Source organism: Paenibacillus sp. MZ03-122A, assembly GCF_024213325.1.
GTDB classification, from domain to species: Bacteria; Bacillota; Bacilli; order Paenibacillales; family Paenibacillaceae; genus Paenibacillus; species Paenibacillus polymyxa_B.
Genome location: NZ_JANAVI010000005.1, coordinates 369,243 through 388,122, shown reverse-complemented (window position 1 = coordinate 388,122; position 18,880 = coordinate 369,243). Strand labels below are relative to the sequence as shown.

17 protein-coding genes are annotated in these 18,880 nt (G+C 44.1%); 3 read left to right on the top strand and 14 right to left on the bottom strand.

Features of this window, described 5'->3' with window-relative positions; translation table 11 throughout:
- Window positions 1-43 precede the first annotated feature (43 nt).
- From nadE to NLX74_RS13910, 3 genes are all read right to left on the bottom strand, one after another.
- Complete coding sequence (nadE, locus tag NLX74_RS13920) at window positions 44-853, bottom strand: ammonia-dependent NAD(+) synthetase (protein WP_025722646.1); 810 nt, start codon at window positions 851-853, stop codon at window positions 44-46.
- Window positions 854-954: 101 nt separating this feature from the next.
- Entirely contained in the window at window positions 955-1,389 is a 435-nt protein-coding gene (locus NLX74_RS13915; protein WP_023986978.1) for a BrxA/BrxB family bacilliredoxin, read from the bottom strand.
- Window positions 1,390-1,530: 141 nt separating this feature from the next.
- Window positions 1,531-3,270, bottom strand: coding sequence for a two-component system sensor histidine kinase NtrB (locus tag NLX74_RS13910; protein ID WP_254329080.1), 1,740 nt, complete (start codon window positions 3,268-3,270; stop codon window positions 1,531-1,533).
- A gap of 291 nt (window positions 3,271-3,561) precedes the next feature.
- Between NLX74_RS13910 and NLX74_RS13905 the strand changes: the two genes are divergently transcribed.
- The gene (locus NLX74_RS13905; protein WP_254329079.1) at window positions 3,562-4,827 is read left to right on the top strand and encodes a BaiN/RdsA family NAD(P)/FAD-dependent oxidoreductase; all 1,266 of its coding nucleotides are present in this window, start codon (window positions 3,562-3,564) and stop codon (window positions 4,825-4,827) included.
- Window positions 4,828-5,043: 216 nt separating this feature from the next.
- Here NLX74_RS13905 and NLX74_RS13900 read toward each other — a convergent pair whose 3' ends face one another.
- From NLX74_RS13900 to NLX74_RS13875, 6 genes are all read right to left on the bottom strand, one after another.
- Window positions 5,044-6,714: a ribonuclease J gene (locus NLX74_RS13900; protein WP_254329117.1), complete on the bottom strand. Its 1,671-nt coding sequence runs from the start codon at window positions 6,712-6,714 to the stop codon at window positions 5,044-5,046.
- 111 nt (window positions 6,715-6,825) lie between these two features.
- Window positions 6,826-8,256, bottom strand: a complete 1,431-nt coding sequence (locus NLX74_RS13895) for a YfcC family protein (protein ID WP_254329078.1) — start codon at window positions 8,254-8,256, stop codon at window positions 6,826-6,828.
- A gap of 2 nt (window positions 8,257-8,258) precedes the next feature.
- Complete coding sequence (locus tag NLX74_RS13890; protein ID WP_254329077.1) at window positions 8,259-9,842, bottom strand: amidohydrolase; 1,584 nt, start codon at window positions 9,840-9,842, stop codon at window positions 8,259-8,261.
- A gap of 135 nt (window positions 9,843-9,977) precedes the next feature.
- Window positions 9,978-10,691 carry a GntR family transcriptional regulator gene (locus tag NLX74_RS13885; protein WP_254329076.1) on the bottom strand — a complete coding sequence of 238 codons (714 nt, stop codon included), beginning with the start codon at window positions 10,689-10,691 and terminating at the stop codon, window positions 9,978-9,980.
- 96 nt (window positions 10,692-10,787) lie between these two features.
- Window positions 10,788-11,600 (bottom strand): PfkB family carbohydrate kinase, encoded by an 813-nt coding sequence (locus NLX74_RS13880; protein ID WP_069291085.1) that lies wholly within the window; start codon window positions 11,598-11,600, stop codon window positions 10,788-10,790.
- A gap of 28 nt (window positions 11,601-11,628) precedes the next feature.
- Window positions 11,629-12,597, bottom strand: a complete 969-nt coding sequence (locus NLX74_RS13875) for an SIS domain-containing protein (protein ID WP_254329075.1) — start codon at window positions 12,595-12,597, stop codon at window positions 11,629-11,631.
- A 320-nt stretch (window positions 12,598-12,917) separates the two neighbouring features.
- Here NLX74_RS13875 and NLX74_RS13870 point away from each other — a divergent pair, with 320 nt between their 5' ends.
- The gene (locus NLX74_RS13870) at window positions 12,918-13,550 is read left to right on the top strand and encodes a LysE family transporter (protein WP_081112522.1); all 633 of its coding nucleotides are present in this window, start codon (window positions 12,918-12,920) and stop codon (window positions 13,548-13,550) included.
- 20 nt (window positions 13,551-13,570) lie between these two features.
- Here NLX74_RS13870 and NLX74_RS13865 read toward each other — a convergent pair whose 3' ends face one another.
- The 4 genes from NLX74_RS13865 to NLX74_RS13850 all read right to left on the bottom strand — a co-directional run bounded on the left by NLX74_RS13865 (window position 13,571) and on the right by NLX74_RS13850 (window position 16,312).
- A complete protein-coding gene (locus NLX74_RS13865; RefSeq protein WP_254329074.1) occupies window positions 13,571-14,911 on the bottom strand; it encodes an amino acid permease in 1,341 nt (446 codons plus the stop codon).
- A gap of 246 nt (window positions 14,912-15,157) precedes the next feature.
- On the bottom strand, window positions 15,158-15,457 hold the full coding sequence (locus tag NLX74_RS13860) for a spore coat protein (protein WP_061831981.1): 300 nt from the start codon (window positions 15,455-15,457) through the stop codon (window positions 15,158-15,160).
- A 17-nt stretch (window positions 15,458-15,474) separates the two neighbouring features.
- The gene (locus tag NLX74_RS13855) at window positions 15,475-15,660 is read right to left on the bottom strand and encodes a hypothetical protein (RefSeq protein WP_061831982.1); all 186 of its coding nucleotides are present in this window, start codon (window positions 15,658-15,660) and stop codon (window positions 15,475-15,477) included.
- A 217-nt stretch (window positions 15,661-15,877) separates the two neighbouring features.
- Complete coding sequence (locus NLX74_RS13850) at window positions 15,878-16,312, bottom strand: hypothetical protein (RefSeq protein ID WP_254329073.1); 435 nt, start codon at window positions 16,310-16,312, stop codon at window positions 15,878-15,880.
- Between the two features lie 290 nt (window positions 16,313-16,602).
- Here NLX74_RS13850 and NLX74_RS13845 point away from each other — a divergent pair, with 290 nt between their 5' ends.
- Window positions 16,603-17,067 (top strand): MarR family winged helix-turn-helix transcriptional regulator, encoded by a 465-nt coding sequence (locus tag NLX74_RS13845; RefSeq protein WP_013369372.1) that lies wholly within the window; start codon window positions 16,603-16,605, stop codon window positions 17,065-17,067.
- A gap of 176 nt (window positions 17,068-17,243) precedes the next feature.
- Here the strand turns inward: NLX74_RS13845 and NLX74_RS13840 are convergent, their stop codons facing one another.
- A complete protein-coding gene (locus NLX74_RS13840) occupies window positions 17,244-18,836 on the bottom strand; it encodes a glycoside hydrolase family 32 protein (protein ID WP_254329072.1) in 1,593 nt (530 codons plus the stop codon).
- Window positions 18,837-18,880: the final 44 nt, after the last annotated feature.

Sequence of the window (18,880 nt, the reverse complement as noted above, 5' to 3'; positions counted from 1 at the left end):
ATTTATTTACTTCAGGATTTTACAATTCCATAATGATTAATGCTTACACTCCTGGGATGCTTGTCCGCTTATGCGCTGTACGTGTAAAGAAGCTTTCCAGCTTTTCGCGTGCCGCCGGGTCAATTTCCTTGCCTTCCAGGTAGTCGCTGTTTGCTTCGTAGGAGATCCCCAGTTCTTTTTCATCCGTCTGGCCTTCCCACAATCCTGCTGTAGGCGCTTTGTCCAAAATGGCCTGCGGAACTCCAAGATAGCTAGCGAGCAAGCGCACCTGACGTTTGTTAAGCGTGCTAAGTGGCGTAATATCAACCGCACCGTCGCCCCATTTGGTATAAAAGCCTGTGATAGCTTCTGAAGCGTGATCTGTGCCAACGACGAGCAGATTCAGCTCATTCGCGAGTGCGTACTGAACCACCATACGTGTTCTTGCCTTTACATTCCCTCTCACTTGCGGAGTAATGGAACGCTCCAGACCGATATCCTTTAACGTATGCTCTACTTCCACGGCAACCTTGTCCACGGCTTCCTTAATGTTCGTTTCCCCAGCATATTTCAGGTCGAACGCTTTGGCTACCGCGTAGCTATGCTCGATATCCTCCTGTTGGCCGTATGGCTGGAATACACCCAGCGTTTTGTATTCGTCTCCTTGTTCCTGCGTCAATTCATCTGTAGCCCGCTTGCACAAAGCGGCTGCTACGGCACTATCAATCCCGCCACTGATGGCGATTAACAGCCCTTTGCTTCCCGTTTTCGTTACATACGACTTGAGGAAATCCACACGCTTACGGACCTCCGCCTCTACATTAATCGTAGGCTGTACTCCCAATTCAGCAATAATCTGTTCCTGCAAACTCATCAGATAAGCACCTCTTTTTTAGGAATTTCCTTCACAAGCCAACATGCAAAAGCCCCGGCAAGTTTCGCAGGCGAAAAATGCGGGGCATAGCTTGAGCAGTCTTACCGGCAAAAACGATCAAATGCACTGGTCAAATCAGCAGCGATCTGATCTGCCGAACGATCCTCCACCTGATGACGCTCGATGAAGTGAACCAGTTCGCCGTCTTTCAACAGCGCGATAGAAGGGGATGACGGTGGGTAAGGTGCGAAAAATTCGCGAGCCTTTGCCGTTGCTTCCTTGTCCTGTCCGGCAAAAACCGAATACAGATGATCTGGCGTAAGATCATGCTTCAGCGCTTCAGCCACACCCGGGCGGCATTGGCCTGCGGCACAACCACATACCGAGTTCACAACAACCAACACTGTCCCTTTAGCATTAGGAAGCTTGGCCTCCACATCTTCAGAAGTACGCAGTTCCTGAATCCCAAGATTCGTCAGTTCATCGCGCATTGGCTGAACTGAATCTCTCATATATTGATCGAAAGACATAGACATATTCTTTCACTCCTTTTCCAAAAATCATGTATACTACGTTTTTAATTTCATCCTTTGCCGTAGTAAAGGCATGGACATCTAAACTTCATTATACAATCTTTTTCACGTAATTTGCAAAAATCCGGCTATATATTTGCACGATTATTTCTGTATCGAATTTATGACAGAAGGTTCAGCGTGATCCCGGTAAGTCGGGACGGTTCTGCGCAATCGGACTTTAAACTGCGTGCCCATTCCCTCCACCGAGTCTACGGCAATCGTACCGTGATGACGCTCCACTATACTTTGACATAAGGCCAACCCCAAACCTGTACCTTTCGTTTTGGTTGTGTAAAAAGGTTGGAACAGCTTTTCAAGCTGTTTTTGCGGAATTCCCGGACCTGTATCCTTTACTTCCAGTTCCACAAAATCCTCTTCCTCATGAGTAGAAATAGTCAGCACCCCTTTTTCTCCCATAGCTTCCATCGCATTACGTGATAAATTAAGCAGCAACTGCTTCATTTCCTTAGGGTTCAAATGCAGCATCGTCACATGCTCCTCCAGCTTTAGCTCAATCGTCTGTCCTCTCAGATTCGCATCTGCCCACAATAAAGGCGTCAGTTCGCGAATAATATCATGCAGATGACATTGCTCCTTCTCGACAATCCGATTCTGGGCCAGTGAAAGGAAATCGTTAATAATTCCGTTCGCCCGATCGAGTTCCTCCATCACAATGCGGTAGTAATGGTTGAGAGATTCTGGACTTTTCTCACGCATAAGCTGTAAAAAACCACGCACAACCGCCATCGGATTACGTATTTCATGAGTAATGCCCGCTGCCATCTGTCCGACCAGACTGAGCCTTTCAAAGTTGCCTAGCTCACTGCGCAGCGTCTCCAGCTCTGTAATATCTTGCAAGGCGATAATGACGCCTGTCGTTTGGTTTACATGTTTATCCCGAATAGGAAGGAAACTTGAGAAGAATACTTTGGGAGTAACATTTATAAAATCAGCACCCGCCTCTCCTTCCAACGCTTTTGCAACTCGTTCGTTAACCACAGGCAAAGCGCTAAAACCATATAACGAGGTCAATGGACGGCCTACTACCTCAGGCAGTGTAATGTAGGGATCGAAGTCCTGGTAGAGTTCCAGCATCGTTTTGTTCATATGTATAACTCGTTCTTCGCTGTCCAGAGTAACAAGAGATAACGGCATCAAATCCATAACTTGACGCAGCTTATCCACTTCAATTAAGTATTTGCTCGTAAATTCAGTCACATCACGCCGCAGCGCCAGCTTCTCAAAGGCATTATGCATCAGACTCACAACCGTAAAACTTGCCAGCACCCCTGCACCAATATTCCAGAACGTTGTAAGTAAGTCAGGAACGTATACCGCAATATCCTGTTTGCCCCACAGTAGCGGAAATATCGCCTTAAACAGCATATCAGCCACAACATATGCGGAGATTAGGAGTTTTTTGTCCAACAAGGTTCCTCTTTGAAAAAACTTGACATGCAGCAGCATAAAAGGAAAAAGGATAAACCCCGTGCCCACAAACATCGGGGACATTTCTGTCGACTGGGCTATAATCAGAACACCCATCAGTGCGGAAGCAGCGAGCACGAAGGCAGTGCGACGTCTACCGTACATGATGCCAACAGCAAGGGGAATAATACCGAGATTGGAGGGTAGACCATACGGAGACTGATATTGAAAGAGTGTACATAGCAATATGGCTGGCAAGCAACACAGATACAGTATTCCTTGATTAGGTCCAGGAAGCAGATTGCCGCCCCAAACCTTTTTCTTATCCCCATAATCCGTTAATATAGAGAAAAAACCCGCCGATATAACGGCAAGGAGAACTTGGAGCACACTTTCCTTCAACGCAATTAACAAGGACTTCTCCCCCTCATCATCTTTCCTTGACGCCGTTAGTTGAATTAAAGCACAGGCTACAATATATTACAATATATGTGTTAAAATCCCGGTGTAGAACGACAAAATCTGCTAAATACCAGATGTATATAAGAGGAACGTTTTTACGTGTTTTAAATTCTTTAAAATTGAAATATATACGTGTTTTCTGTGCTCTAAGGCTATCTAAAGCGACGGTATTACGATATGATGGAAAATCGGTTACATCATTCTGAATTTTTTGAAAATTTGTCGACGAAAAGGAAGAGGTTTATGACTTACGACGTTATTGTAATCGGAGGCGGCTCAGCCGGATTAATGGCTGCTGCCGCTGCCAGCGGTGAGGGCGCCAAGGTGCTTTTGCTTGAAAAAGGAAATAAGCTCGGGCGAAAGCTGGGGATCTCTGGTGGAGGCCGTTGCAATGTCACGAATGCCAAAGAGCTGGACGAACTCATTCGACACATTCCCGGCAATGGCCGTTTTCTGCACAGTGCACTGGCGGCTTTCGGCAATCGGGATATCATCGCCTTTTTTGAACAGCTGGGTATAGCCTTAAAGGAAGAAGACAATGGGCGTATGTTTCCAGTGACGGACAAAGCCAAAACAGTTGTCGATGCTTTGATCAACAAGGTACGCTCTCAAGGAGTCGAGATTCGGACAAGCTGTCCTGTTCAAGAGGTTATTTACAATGAAGGTCATACGGCTGGGGTGCGGCTGCGTTCCGGTGAAATATTACATAGCCGTAATGTCATTGTAGCCGTTGGCGGCAAATCCGTCCCGCATACAGGCTCGGAAGGTGACGGCTATGCATGGGCAGAACAAGCAGGGCATACGATTACGGAACTGTACCCAACAGAGGTGCCGTTGACCTCAGGCGAGGCGTTCATCCAGACGAAAGAGCTTCAGGGACTATCCTTACGCGATATCAGCCTGACCGTATGGAATGCTAAGCAAAAAAAAGTTGTCGTCCATGAAGGAGATATGATTTTTACACATTTCGGTTTATCTGGCCCAACTGCTTTGCGCTGCAGTCAGTTTGTCGTCAAGGGAATGAAAAAGGATAAGGTAAACACGGTGTTGTTGACTCTGGATTTACAGCCTCACAAACTTGCCGATGAAGTCTACCGTGAGACGCTGGAATTGGCATCGGTCGATGCTAAAAAAGCGATCAAAAATGTGCTTAAGCCTTATTTACCGGAACGCTTGATTCCATTGTTGCTCCAGCAAGCCGAACTGCGTGAGGACTTGACCTATGATCATATTCCCAAGCAGCAATGGCAAGAACTTGCTCATCGCATTAAGGCGTTTCCAATCCGTGTGAACGGTACGCTCTCTCTGAAGGAAGCATTTGTTACCGGGGGCGGTGTGAATTTGAAGGAAATTAATCCGAAAACAATGGAGTCCAAGCTGATGCCTGGATTGTTCTTCTGCGGTGAGATTCTCGATATTCACGGTTACACAGGTGGTTATAATATTACAGCGGCGTTTACGACAGGGCATACAGCAGGAACCCAAGCGGCTTTAAACATGATGCTGTAGGAGTTGGAGGCACTACGCGTAGGATTTGATCTTACGATCGCTGTCGCTTCTCCAGATTCAAATCCTCCGCTTCGCTAGAAACCGCCATTACAACCGCATTTGTAGGAAAAACAGGAAATGAAAAAGACTTAAATCAGTTGTATTGCTGATTTAAGTCTTTTTTTGAATAATCGCGTATTGAACAAGCTCTATCTTGTTTTGACATTTGCCGCTATTCTATACCTCAATAATGATAGGTAAAATCATGGGTCTTCTCTTCGTCTGACTGTAAATAAACCGGCCAACATCATCTTTTAACATCTGCTTAATCAGTCCCCACTGACTCATTTCGATTTCTGTTAACTCGTTCACTGTGGACATAATCGTGTCGTGGATCTGACTCATGAGCTCTTCCGAATCCTTAACATATACAAAGCCTCTTGAAATGACCTCTGGCGTTGCGAGCATTTGCTTCTCGTTTTTGCTCAACGTCATCACAATAATCAGCATTCCGTCTGAAGAAAGCTTTTTACGGTCTCGTAGTACAATATTACCTACGTCCCCTGTTACCAACCCGTCTACCAAGCTATTGCCGGCTGATACTTTGGGCCCCAGGGATGCTCTTCCCTCTTCGATTTGAATAGTGTCACCGTTATGGACGATAAATACATTCTCCATCGGAATCCCCACAGACTCCGCTAGCTGACGATGCTGATACAACATCCTGAATTCACCGTGTATGGGAATCAAATACTCCGGTTTCATCAGGGTCATCATTAATTTTAATTCTTCCTGACTGCCATGACCGGATACGTGCATCCCCGTGGAACTGCCTGATCCATAAATAACCTGGGCACCGAGCACATACAAGTTATCAATAACCTGGGAAAGGTTTCGCTCATTCCCCGGTATGGCTCCCGCAGCAATGATGACCGTATCACCAGGCAAAATTTCGATTTTGGGATGCAGGGAATTGGCTAAACGTGACAATGCGGCCATCGGCTCTCCCTGGCTACCGGTACATAAAACTGCAATTTCTTCTGCTGGGAACCGCTCTGTTTCCCCCGGCTCAATCAACAAATCCTCAGGCATATGCAAGAAGCCCAGCTCCTTGGCCACCGAAACCACATTTACCATACTGCGTCCGAGTAAAACCAGTTTGCGACCTGTTTCCACAGCCGCGTCAATGACTTGTTGAACACGGTTCACATTAGAAGCGAACGTGGAGATAAATACCTGCTGCTTGGCTCTGGCAAATGCATCTAGAATATGCCCGCCAACCAAACGTTCTGAAGGGGTAAATCCTGGCCTTTCCGCATTTGTACTTTCGGAGAGCAGCACTTTTACCCCCTTCTTTCCTATTTCAGCCATTCGATGAAGATCGGGAAAAGGTCCGCTTACGGGAGACATATCGAATTTGAAATCCCCGGTATGGACCACATTGCCTTCCGGTGTCTGAAAAAAGACACCCAGGCAATCCGGAATACTGTGGACCGTGGTGAAAAAGGAGGCCTGAATCGTTCCCGCTTGAACGGTTGAATCTGCATCTATAAGATGAAGCTCAGCATCACGTAAAAGATTGTGCTCCCTTAACTTAATCTTAATTAATTCGATGGTGAGCTTTGTGCCAAAAACGGGCATATTAATCTGCTTCAGCAAATAGGGAATACCTCCGATGTGATCCTCATGCCCATGAGTCACAATGAGCGCTCTGACTTTATCTTGATTTTCCAGCAGATAGGTGACATCGGGCACAATAAGGTCAATACCAGGCAAGTTCTCATCAGGAAACTTGGAGCCACAATCGATAACGACAATATCCTGATCGTATTGGATGAAATACATGTTTTTCCCGATTTCATTAACACCGCCTAGAGCAGCAATGAGTAATCTATTATCAGCGTGCATCAATTTTATTTCCTCCTTAGGAAAATGCTATCCATATTATTCATTTTTCTCGTAAACTTATGCACAAAAAGAACCCTTGTCTCTAAAAGACAGGGGCTCTCACTTGATTTATTAGATACCCACCGCAGCCGAAATCGCAGCCGAAATAGCAGCAACTAACCACAGGATGGGGAATAGCTTGAAGATTACCTTCAGCCACTGTCCAAAGCTGATCCGGGCAATGGCCAATCCAGCCAACAGTACTCCGCCTGTCGGTGAAATGAGATTGGTTAACCCGTTACCGAATTGGTACGCTGTGACTACTGCTTCACGATTGATACCTACAAGATCGCCAAGCGGTGCAAGTACAGGCATTGTTAGTGCTGCTTCCCCCGAAGAAGATGGGACCAGGAAAGTAATAATATTGTGTGCAACCAACATAATGGTAGTGAACAAGTAACTTGGCAATCCTTCCAGAATGCTTGCGAGTGCATTCAATACGGTATCGATGATCATACCCTGCTCGGCGATAATCAGAATTCCGCGGGCGAGACCTATGATCACTGCAGCGTAGATGAATTCTCCACACCCTTTTACAAAATTCTCAGCTATTTCCTTCTGGCTCATTTTAGTAACTACCCCGACAAAAAGACCGAGTGCGAAGAAAAGGGCGCCGATTTCAGTCATATACCAGCCTTTGGCCAAAATTCCCCAGACAATTGCTCCAAGCGTTACAATAAATCCACCTATAATTAATTTGTCCCGAAACGTGAAGACGACGTCCTCACCTGTATTTTCTTTTATAAACTGCTCGCGATTTATAATATCACTCTGAAAAACAATGGATTTCTCCGGATTTCTCTTAACCCGGTGCGCATACCACATCGTAAAGGCAATAGAAATCATAGTAAATACAAGCCATTCTATAAATCTCAGCCAGAGCTGAGGATTCCCCTCCACTCCTGCGATCCCCTGGGCAATCAATACTGAAAATGGATTAACAGTCGAACCAACATAGCCAATTTGCGTTCCCAGAAATAGAATGAGAATAGCAGTCATAGAATCGAAGCCTAGGGCAAACATTAATGGAATAAAAATCGCATAAAGCGGAATAATTTCTTCGCTCATCCCAAAGGTAGAGCCTCCGAGACTGAATATAACCATGGCTATTGGAATAAGCAGAATCCCCTTATTCTTCAGCCGTCTGGCAAGAGCTGTCAGGGCACGGTCAATGGCTCCCGTCTGCAGTATAATCCCGAAGGAGCCGCCCACAATAAGGACAAAAGAGACCACATCGGCGGCATTGATAATCCCCTCAATAGGAGCGCTTAGGATTTGGGGGAGTCCTTGTCTTAAATCACCGTTCTCACCCCTTTTGGGTACAGTGTGATAGGTTCCCGAAACGATCGCGGTTTTGGTCACACCGTTCACTGTAACTTCATGCCGGTCAAATTGTCCGCTGGGTACAATCCATGTCAATGCGGCGACTGTAATAATAATCAAAAATATTAAGGTATAGCTATGGGGCAAGGATAATTTCCATTTCTTTTTCTCGATGTTCATGTTTATCCCTCATTCCAAGAATGGTTATAAGTAACCTTCCCTCCCATAATGGTCAGTATCACTTGGGCATCCCTGATATCACCAGCGGATGCATTAAGAAGGTTGCGGTCAAAAACGGCGATGTCAGCATATTTTCCAGCCTCCAGCGTGCCTGTGACCTCTTCCATATAACAATGTCTGGCTCCATTAATGGTCCATGCTTTTAAAACTTCGGATGGCGGCATACCACGATCGGGATACCAGCCTCTAGCAGGTGATCCGTCCGGAAATAACCGATGAGAAGCTGAGTACAGTGAATCAGGAACACTCGTGATAAATAAAGGCAGATCAGTCCCAATGGTTATTGGCACGTTAGCCTCCAGCATAGATTTATAATTATAAAATCGGTTCTCATTACCTTTGCCTACCACAACAGGCATATAGGCCTCTTCATAGGTTGGATTCAGTAGCAGGATTTGGGCGTAGACTTCGGCAAAAATTTCGTTTTCGCCCATTCTGATCAAATCATCTGGATGAGGATACTCTAGATCACTGATAGAATGTCTGATAAGGTTATTACCTTGTTGTTCGCGGCATTTTTCAATCATGGATACCGCTTGGCGAATCGCAGCATCACCTTCTGCAGTTAGGCAGCATTTGATACCTTGGCTGTCCGCTTCCAGCACAGAGGCTTCAATTTTTTCGTAATCAACCGTCCTCAAATTCGTGACTTCAGGCATATCTGCGTACGGTTCCAGCATGTCCCCCGTATGATCTGCTACGACGCCGTCAAGCATCAGCTTGTATCCTTGGAAACGAATAAGGTCCCCATTATAAAGTGCTTTATACTTCATACCGGTGCCAATATCCAACGGTTCAACAACGGGTTCAAGTGAGAAATGAAATCGGAGCGGCAGTTCTCCTGTTTCTTTCAATTCTTCTAGAATCGGCAGCAGCTCGCTATGCCGGTCAAAGCCAATATCTTTTATGGAGGTAACTCCTCGTGCAGCTAGTATGCGGCAAAACTCCATAAACTCTTGTTTGACAAGGCTGTGATCCTTCATCATAGCTTGGAGCAGCAAAGCGCGTGCCTCAGCACTGCATTGATCCGGCAAAAATTGATATTTCTCCTGAGCCAGTCGGTTCATCCAGCAGTAGCTTTTATTTAGGTTAATGGCAATTACCGCCCGATCAGGGAACAGCTCGTCTAACAAGCTTTGCTCAGGCAGCTTGCCCCAACCTTCCTCGCTCCAGCCGTAAGCGGTTACATCTTTCCCTGGCGGAAGGTTGTTTGCCGCTTGTAGCATGGATTCCATTGCTTCTTCAATAGAGGCTGCATGAGTCAAATCCACGCCCCGATGCATCGACATATATCCGGTAAAAAATACATGGTTGTCATGAACTCCTGGCATGATAAAAGCATCGCCCAAATCACAGACAACCGTTCCCGCTCCTATCCAAGCTTGTGCCTCCTCGGGACGCCCCACTGCTGCAATACATTCTCCTCGCAGTGCAATAAACCCCGGCGAGGCTTCATTTTCTAAGCCATTAAAAATAGCATTTGACAGTAAAACTTTGTCCGCTAATGTATCATTCTTCCCTTGCACAATTTCACCCCCTCATTATTCATCCGCCTCACTACATAACGTAATATAACGTTATAATATAGCTTCTGCTTCTCTTATAGAGTGGAAGCAGAAGCTGCGCCGTACCTGAATACATTTACATAACAGGCAACGGATTTATATTGAGAATTGATAACGATCTCCAATGATGTACTGTTTACCTACATGAACGGGGCCTCCATGCTGATCATAAATAATCGTGTGCATGTAGAACAACGCCTGTCCGATGGCCGTCTCCAGCAGCTTTGCCTGATATTCATCCGCCAAAGCGATTTGTAATATCGTCTCTCCTGGTTGGTTAGGATCAATGCTGTATTTATGACGCAACAGTTCGTATACAGAGTCCACCAACTGTTCTTCCATTAGAAAAGAAAATCGGTCATAAGGATAAAAGTTATTCTCCAGCATTAGTGGTCGATCACCGGCGTATCTTTTGCGCTGAATATATAACACTTGTTCTCCTTGTAGCAGCTGCAACTGATGTGCCATTTCCTCATCTGCTTCTATGATTTCACGTTCTGTGACCACACTGTGTGAAGATAGGCCGTTGGATTTGCAGGCAGCCGTGAAGCTGATGACATGTTCAATCTTCCGCCCAATTTTGGGTACATTGACAAAGGTACCTTTTCCTTGACGTTTGGTCAGATAACCTTCATGAACCAATTCGGCAATGGCTTTTCTTACGGTAATTCGACTTACATTGTAGGTCTCGCTTAGCTCAGTTTCGGTCGGTATACGGCTTCCCTGCGTAAATGTTCCATTATGAATAGCCGTTTTGACCGCTTTTTGTAATTGAATATATAATGGCTCTGCTTGGTCTGAATTCAACATACTGTGCCCTCACTTGTCATATAACGTTATATTACTCCCACTTAGAGTATCAAATGTTACATATTCTTACAAGTGAAGATATTTGAACATAATTTTTTAGTAGCGGACGCCGTATCCGAAAGAACCTTCTACCAGACAGCTCTGGGCGGCAACCCTCGTGCCTTCTGCCATAGCGTCCTGAATGTTGCCATTTTTCAAAAAGCTCAGTAAAAAGGCGGTTATATAAGAGTCTCCTGCCCCCATCGTATCCACAGCGTCCACGGAATCAGGCATTTGAAAATAGAACTTAGTACCATCATAGGCGATAGATCTATCTCCGCCGCGTGTGGCTACCAGAATTTGCCCCTCCTTTTTTCGATTGGAGCGGATATAGTTCTGCGTCTCTTCATCCGTCATATGGCTGCAAGAGAAGAAAGCGAAATCGGCGTACGCAATATATTTCTCCACCTGTGCATCTATGAAATCATCCGAAAAGTCAAAAGAAAGAGGGATTCCCAGCATCTTCAATTCAGGCAGCAAGTGCCCTGTATGACTGTACAAGCCGGTGTGAATAAGGTCGAACCCGCCAACATAGGCCTTGTCATCTTCACTCAGCTTCAGCGGATGGAGACGTGTAACTCCTCCCTCATTGCTGCCCAGAAATACTCTGTCTCCGTCTTCCAGGGTTACACGTGCGCAGCCGTTCTCACCGCTGTGATATCTGCACCGTGAAATGTCGATTTCCAGCTCACGGAGAATGTGTTCTACATGCTGTGCTTCGTTATCATCTCCGAATACTCCGATAAAGGCTGCATCTACTCCCGCTTTTTTGGCAAACACACTGAAATTAAGCGCATTGCCGCCAGGATACATCATGCGCAGATGAACATATTTATCTACCACATTATCGCCAATGCCTAGAACTTTCATGATGGTTACCTCCTGTTGGTAAGTGCGCTTAGTAAGCTACTTTGCCCATATAACGGCGAGTTTCCAGTGGGTGATTGCGTACATTTGCGAGTGCTTCACGATAAACACATACAATGCTGTAAAATAAAACCGGGTTAAAAAACTCGACGACCTCGTCGGCAATGGTTCCGATTCCAAGCTCCTTCGCATCGATCACTTCTACTTTCTCGGCATATTGATTCAGGAAAGTCTGTGCCCGCTCATCCAATGCCCGTGTGCGTCCTTCGTTGATCATCAGAATAAATGGAGTTTCTTTATCCGTTACTTCAAACGGTCCGTGGAAAAATTCACCCGAATGGATTGAAGCCGCATGAAGCCATTGCATTTCCATTAGAGAGCAGATAGCAAATCCGTACGCATGTCCATAAGAAGCTCCGCTGGTCAGGATATAGAAGAGGTTTTCATTGCGATATTTGTCAGCGAATACACTGGCACGCGGTTCAACTTGTATTTTGGCCCGGTTAATAATTCCATTAATTGCTCCCAAGCCGTTCTGGAAAGCTTGATAATGCACATAGCCTTCAGCGATTTGAAGCAACTCAACAGCAAGCTCCAAAATAATAGCCATCGGGTTATTTTTGACATCGCTCTCATCTCCCCACTCGTAGAGGAATGAATAATCAGAATAATTGAGCAGTGTCGCTTCACTATTGTGGGTTAAGCCGATGGTGTAAGCGCCTTTCTCTTTGGCTGATTTAGCAGCTGCAACCGATTCCGGCGTGTTTCCTCCATGGGAACACACGATGACTACAGCGTTTTTACCTAATCGTTTTGGCAGTGCGTGCACAAACTCATTCGCCGTATACATCCCTGCTACCAGCTTCTTTCCTTCACTATCCAAAAAATATTTTGAGGGATACATATCGACTAATGAGCCCCCGCAGGCTACTAAATACACCTCAGAAATCTCTCCGCTTGCTTGTTCATAAATCGTCTGAACCGTCTGTTGTACATTCATTTTTATCTCTCCTTTTTATATAACGTTATATAACGTATTGTTCACGAGATAAATATAAGCGCTTTCAATAAAAGTGTCAACCCCAATTATTCGATCAAATAAACTTTTTTTATAACCTGTCATTAAAAAAGCTCTAATCCTTGTGTGAACGGAATTAGAGCTCCTTTTTTAGATTTAATTCATTGATAGGTTGGTTGGCAATAACGAGGCTACTCCTACAATATACGCACAAAAAATATGGTCTTATAAATGGGTTTGTCCGAATAAACTTAAATAGACAAAATACATAACATCCAATAAAAAACAAGGAGGGAGTCACCATTAATACTTTTATCAGTTATATTTTTCTTGGTCTGTCACTTTCGGCCCCTATTGGACCGATTAATGCCGCACAGTTGGATCGAGGTATCAAGAATGGTTTTTGGCACGCCTGGTTTATTGGGCTTGGTGCAATAACCGCAGACATTATCTATATGCTGCTTGTTTATTTGGGAATGATTCACCTTCTTAATGCTCCGTTTGTCAAAGCTTTTTTATGGCTGTTTGGTTTTTTCGTACTTGTGTATACAGGTATTGAAAGCATCAAAAATGCAGGTGTGATTTCAGAATCCGAATTAAGGGGAAATGGTAATACATTAAGTAACTCATTTATGTCCGGTTTTCTAATGTCATTATTTAATCCCCTCTCCATCCTTTTTTGGCTTGGCATTTACGGATCCATACTCGCAAACGTCGCTAATACATATCCAGTACAACAGCTAATGATCTATAGCGGAGCGATTGTATTAGGCGTGTTACTCTGGGATGTGACCATGGCAGCCGCTTCAAGTATTTTCCGGCGGTTCTTAAAAACCGGCTTGCTTAAAACCATTTCTTGGATGTCCGGATTATCTCTTATCGGTTTTGGCTTTTATTTTGGCGTACAAGCATTTCAATTACTTTTTTTACGCTAACGCTTAACTCACTGACAACGTTAACGAGATTCCTTGTCGTGCTTTCGGCGAACCCATTGTACAATGAGGTCACATATTGCAATTAACAAGACAAGCAGTAAGCTGATGTACACTCCCGGGCGGCTAAGTTTATGAAAAAATGATCCGACCACGGCCATAGCTATCAACAATAATCCAATCCAACGTTTAATATTGTTTGATCTGCTCGATTCCAGTAGCTTACCTGAAGACAGCAAAATAAAGCACCAATTATACAACAGCATTAAACCCGCTGCTGTAGTGATATATTCATATACTTTTCCCGGTAGCAGCAACGACATTACGATGGCTGATATTAATCCAACGGAGATCAAACTAAGTGCATAAAGGGGATATTTGCCCTTCCACTTCCGTGAAAATAATTTGGGCGCATCTCCTTCCTGTGCAAGCGTAAGCATCATAGATGTCTCTGCGTATAGGGATGCTGTCATTGTGGAGAACCCTGCAATAATAAGCACTCCATTAAATAAATGAGGCACAAAAACCAGGTGATCACTGCTAAGCGCAAGCACAAAAGGACTTTCTTTCGGGTTAAAGGCACTTAATGGCACCATAGACACAGCCAGACCAATTGAAATCACATACACTGCAACCAGTGTAATCAGCATTACCTTGCCTGCTTTAGGTGCATCCTCCGGTTTTTGAAGCCGATTAGACATAATTCCGAGCACTTCAATACCTCCGTATGCATAAAAGGCAAAAATAAAAGATGACCACAATCCTATGCCCCCAGTCGGAAAAAATTCTTTGTAACTGATGGGGAACTTCGGATTATATTTTCCTCCTCCGATCCAGCCTGCCAAAAGAGCAACGGCCAAAACCAGAAACATAACAATAGCTGCCATCTTAATGATGGCCAGTACATTTTCAACTCGATCAAAACCCTTATTGCCAAAAAAAACAATCACAAGCCCTAAAATCCCGAAGCCTGCTGCAAATATCCACATCGGTACCTGAGGAAACCAAAAGCGTGAGAATATAGATAGCGCGGTTAGTTGGCTCCCATTGATAAGCAATTCTGAGAACCAATACACCCATCCACTACCGAATCCTGCCCAGCTTCCAAATGCTTTTTGGGCATAGGAACGGAAAGAACCCTGTTCAGGATGATCTGCCGTCATGCGCGAAAGGGCATCAAACACCACATATGTTCCCACTGCTGCAAAAAAGTATGCAATCAGCACTGCTGGACCACCTATGGAGATCGCCAAGCCAGACCCGAGGAAATATCCTGTACCAATGGTACCTGCAACTCCTAATAAGCTTAATTGCCACCATTTTAGTTTTTGATCTTTTTGCTTAACAGCTGAAGACTTGCCCATAATGAAAATCACCCTATTCCTGATATTGAGACCTAGTTCTCCGATATTATGATTGCCTTCTTCACCATATTTCATGTGGACAGCAATTCATTTCGTCATTTGTGATTTCTAGATTAGAAGTGTGACTATTTATGTAATAAAAAAGCACCAGCAAACTCGTTTAAGGTTTGCTGATGCTTTTTCTACATAAAACCAGAGACTTCATTTGGGACTAAATAGATCTTTTGTTGCGTTAATGATTAATTATCAAAATTTAGACATAGAAAGTGCCTTGTCCGCATTTTGGATATCCATTTGAATTTGCTGCTCTGGATCATAAGCATTATAGTAGCCATTGTTCTTCATATAATTAAAAATTTGTTCATGAAGATTAACAGCTTTGCTCAATTGGTCGCAAAGAACATTGCGAACTTCCGAGCTGGTTGACTCTGTCAGGGCAATTGCATAGCTTTTAATTCCACTTTTAGCCGAAATCAACAGGTCAGAAGCGATCACCTGATCCGTCATTCCGCCCATTCCAGTCATGTTCTGAACAATAGAATTCACGTTAATCCTCCTTTAAATTACACGAGCAGATTTTTAAGTTGTTGAATATCTTGTGTACCACCGTTTACATCCTGCTGCAAAATGTTTTTTAAATTTGTGTCTGATACTAAAGGAATCATGGTTTGGGCTTTTGTCAGGCAAGTTGTTTTAAACGTAAGTAGCTCATGTAATTCCAATTTTTCGTGAACTCCTAATTTTTGCAAGGTCAAAACCTCCTTTCTGAAATTGTTATTCCCTGCTGTCGTTGCTATTTATGCATATCCTACAGAATTCCAATTCTGGTGAAACTTCTAACTGAGTTTTTCTCACACAAAAAAAGCTCCTCCAAAGCCATAATAATTAATGGTCTTATAGGAGCTTTATCCTAATATGAGTTGAACAGTGAGGACTCAAATTCTAATCATGACTTTTAGGACAAAATCAGATATGGATGCTTCCAGAAAATCCATCCACATCGTCTTCAGGTTGTTGATCAGAGCTGACGTTGTGCTCCTCCATCGTATTAGTGTACTTTTGAGAGGAGCCATTTTTATACGCTTCGCTCCAGTCTTCGTTGATCGTGTGTGCCGGGATAATCCAATCTTCCGGGCTATAACCTGGATGTTGTACACCTATATTTCCTTGCAAACCGGGATATTGATCCGGTTTAGAGAAAAGAGTCCCTACCTCAATCATGCTTCCTTCATAGGCTTGGCAAATTTCCAATGCAGACAGCACATCCTGGTTCTCAATATGAACACTGAGACCTGTGTCACCATTTGTGCTGGCGGAGTATCCAATTTCCTTTAATGTTTCACAGGCTTGGGCGGCTTGCTGCGGATCACGAAATTGAAAACGGAAAGAACCTGTATCCATGTGTTTCATCTCCTCTGAAGTAACTTATTTGGTTAATTGGGGTTCATCAAACTAGGTATGTTATTTTTAATATAACCAACCGGAACAGTATTTTTACATTCAAAACCTTTATTTTTCAAAAATTTACTTTAAAGCTTTGAAATTAAATAGTTAAAAAAGCAGCTACTGTGACAAATCGCATGTTTTCGCTACGTAAATCCCTTTATGCTAGTAACAAGGGTATGGTTGCCCGGTCATCCGAGCCGAGCGGTCAAAGGATGCCCAAATCCATACATAAAGGCGGAATGAAGATGATAGATTACCGAACATTGGTGACACAGCAATCCATGCATTTGTATAGCGTGTTTGCCAAGTCATTCAAAAGTGTAAACGAACATGCGGTTGCTGGCATCAAAACGGTGGGCTTTAACCCAACGGCCTTCGCCGTGATGGAAGTTTTATATCACAAAGGCGCGCAGCCAATCCAACAAATTGGAGCAAAGCTGCTTCTGCAAAGCGGAAATGTCACTTATGTTATCGACAAACTGGAAAGCCGCGGTTATTTGCACCGTCACCCGTGCGACCAAGATCGTCGGATTATATATGCAGAATTGACGGACGAAGGACAACGTGTCATGGACGAAATTTATCCTGATTATACACGTCAGATTGAACGTGCCTTTAGCGGAATTAGTGAAACCGAAAGAGATCAACTCATCGGCTTGCTCAAAAAATTGGGCCGTAGCGCTGATAACTTGTCACCTTATCACAAATAGAATGAATAGTAATTTTAGCAACTAATCGTTTGTGAATAAACGAACAATCTTATAGCTGTGCTAAAACGAAAATTTAGATTTACACAGAAAAGTCCACCCTAATATTCATGGGTGGACTTTTTATATACCTGGATAGAGCGAAATATGCCTAAGCTTACGAACAGCATAAGTACCTGCTATCGGCTAAAATGCTTGATCACTACATTGTTAAACACTGCCGGACCGCCATCGGAAAAAAGAGTAATTTTCTGATCCTCTAATCGTGGGAATATTAAAGAGGAATAAGCTACTTCTCCACCATCTACAAACACTTCAATGCTGGTTTTATCGACGAGAATGTTCAGGTGGACCTTTTTCTTATTAGCATCAAAAGGCGCCTTGCTCTCCACATATTTTCCACTCTGATCCGGCTGCCCGGTGTTGGCTCTATTTACGTAGGAGTATTGACCGTCCACTGAGACACCCACATCGACATGACGCTTGCCATCCGTCGACTCTCGAAGCCTCAATCCTACATTTTTAATCGTAGACCAAGATACATCCGCCTCTAACTGATAGGCATCGCCTGAAACCGGAAGCCGGTGAGCACCCTCTACTTTAATTGTTCCTAATGATTTTTTGGATGTTTGGAATCGCTCCAAATGGGGTACCGGCTGTGAAACCAAACGATATCCAACATCTTCCGTATGTTTCAGCCGAATTTGGCGAACAATCGAATCCATTCCATTAAAGCCTTCCTTTAGGGTAGGCGTGTTATTGGCATAATCCCAATTATTCATCCAGGCCAGAGCATAACGGTTACTATATTTATCTTTGCCTTTTCCTTCCTCGAACGTAACTGCACCATACCAGTCAAACCCATAATCCAGCCACTCAGGTTCACTGTGATTAGGGAGAAATGCTTCTCCATTAAAATCTCCCGTCCAGTAGGCATACGTGTTGGGTCCGCCTGTTGATTTGCTATTGGCGCTCACACCCAGAACCCATTGATAGGTTCCATTATCCGCACGCATCCGGTAAAGGTCAGGACATTCCACAAGCCCAATATTTTCTGTTTGAAAGCCGCTCGTATACCGCCAATTCTTTAAATTATCAGACTCATAAAAGCCAATCTTCGTTCCCTCTGCCATGACCATCACCCATTGATTACGTTGAGGATCTCGGATGATTTTGGGATCTCTGAAGTCCTTTGTACCGGGGTTGGACATCACAGGCTTGTTGCGGTAAGAAGTAAACGTCTTACCTTTGTCCTTACTGTACCACAAAAATTGTTCCTGCTTTCCGCCATCTGCGGAGGGCTGTGTCACAATGGCTACCAGCGTGCCTTTTCCAAAACCTGCGGTATTATTATCATCGATCACGACCGAACCGGACCAAGGATCTCCATTCGGGTTCGTATATTTGGGAATCGCCACCCCTTCATCTTTCCAATGAACCAGATCGGTGGATGTGGCATGTCGCCATTCTGTACCGTTCTTTTTGGGATAATCACGATTATATAAATAGTAATAATGGTATTTTCCATCAAAATAAATGGGCCGTTGCGGATCATTCTTCCACTTATCCGGAACGGTAAAATGATAGGCTGACCGGTAGGTCGGTGTTGTTTGCTTACTTTGATTCGCTTGATTTTTTGGAGTTGCAGCAGATTTTGGGGGTTCGGCTGTATCCTGTTGGTACATACTCCAACCCATAGCTATAAATATAGTTAAGCCTGTGATGATTACAACGGATCGTATCCAAATATTCTTGGGAGCTTTTTTTCTCATTATGACGATCCTCCTTACCTCTCATTGCATCGTTATGTATCGTC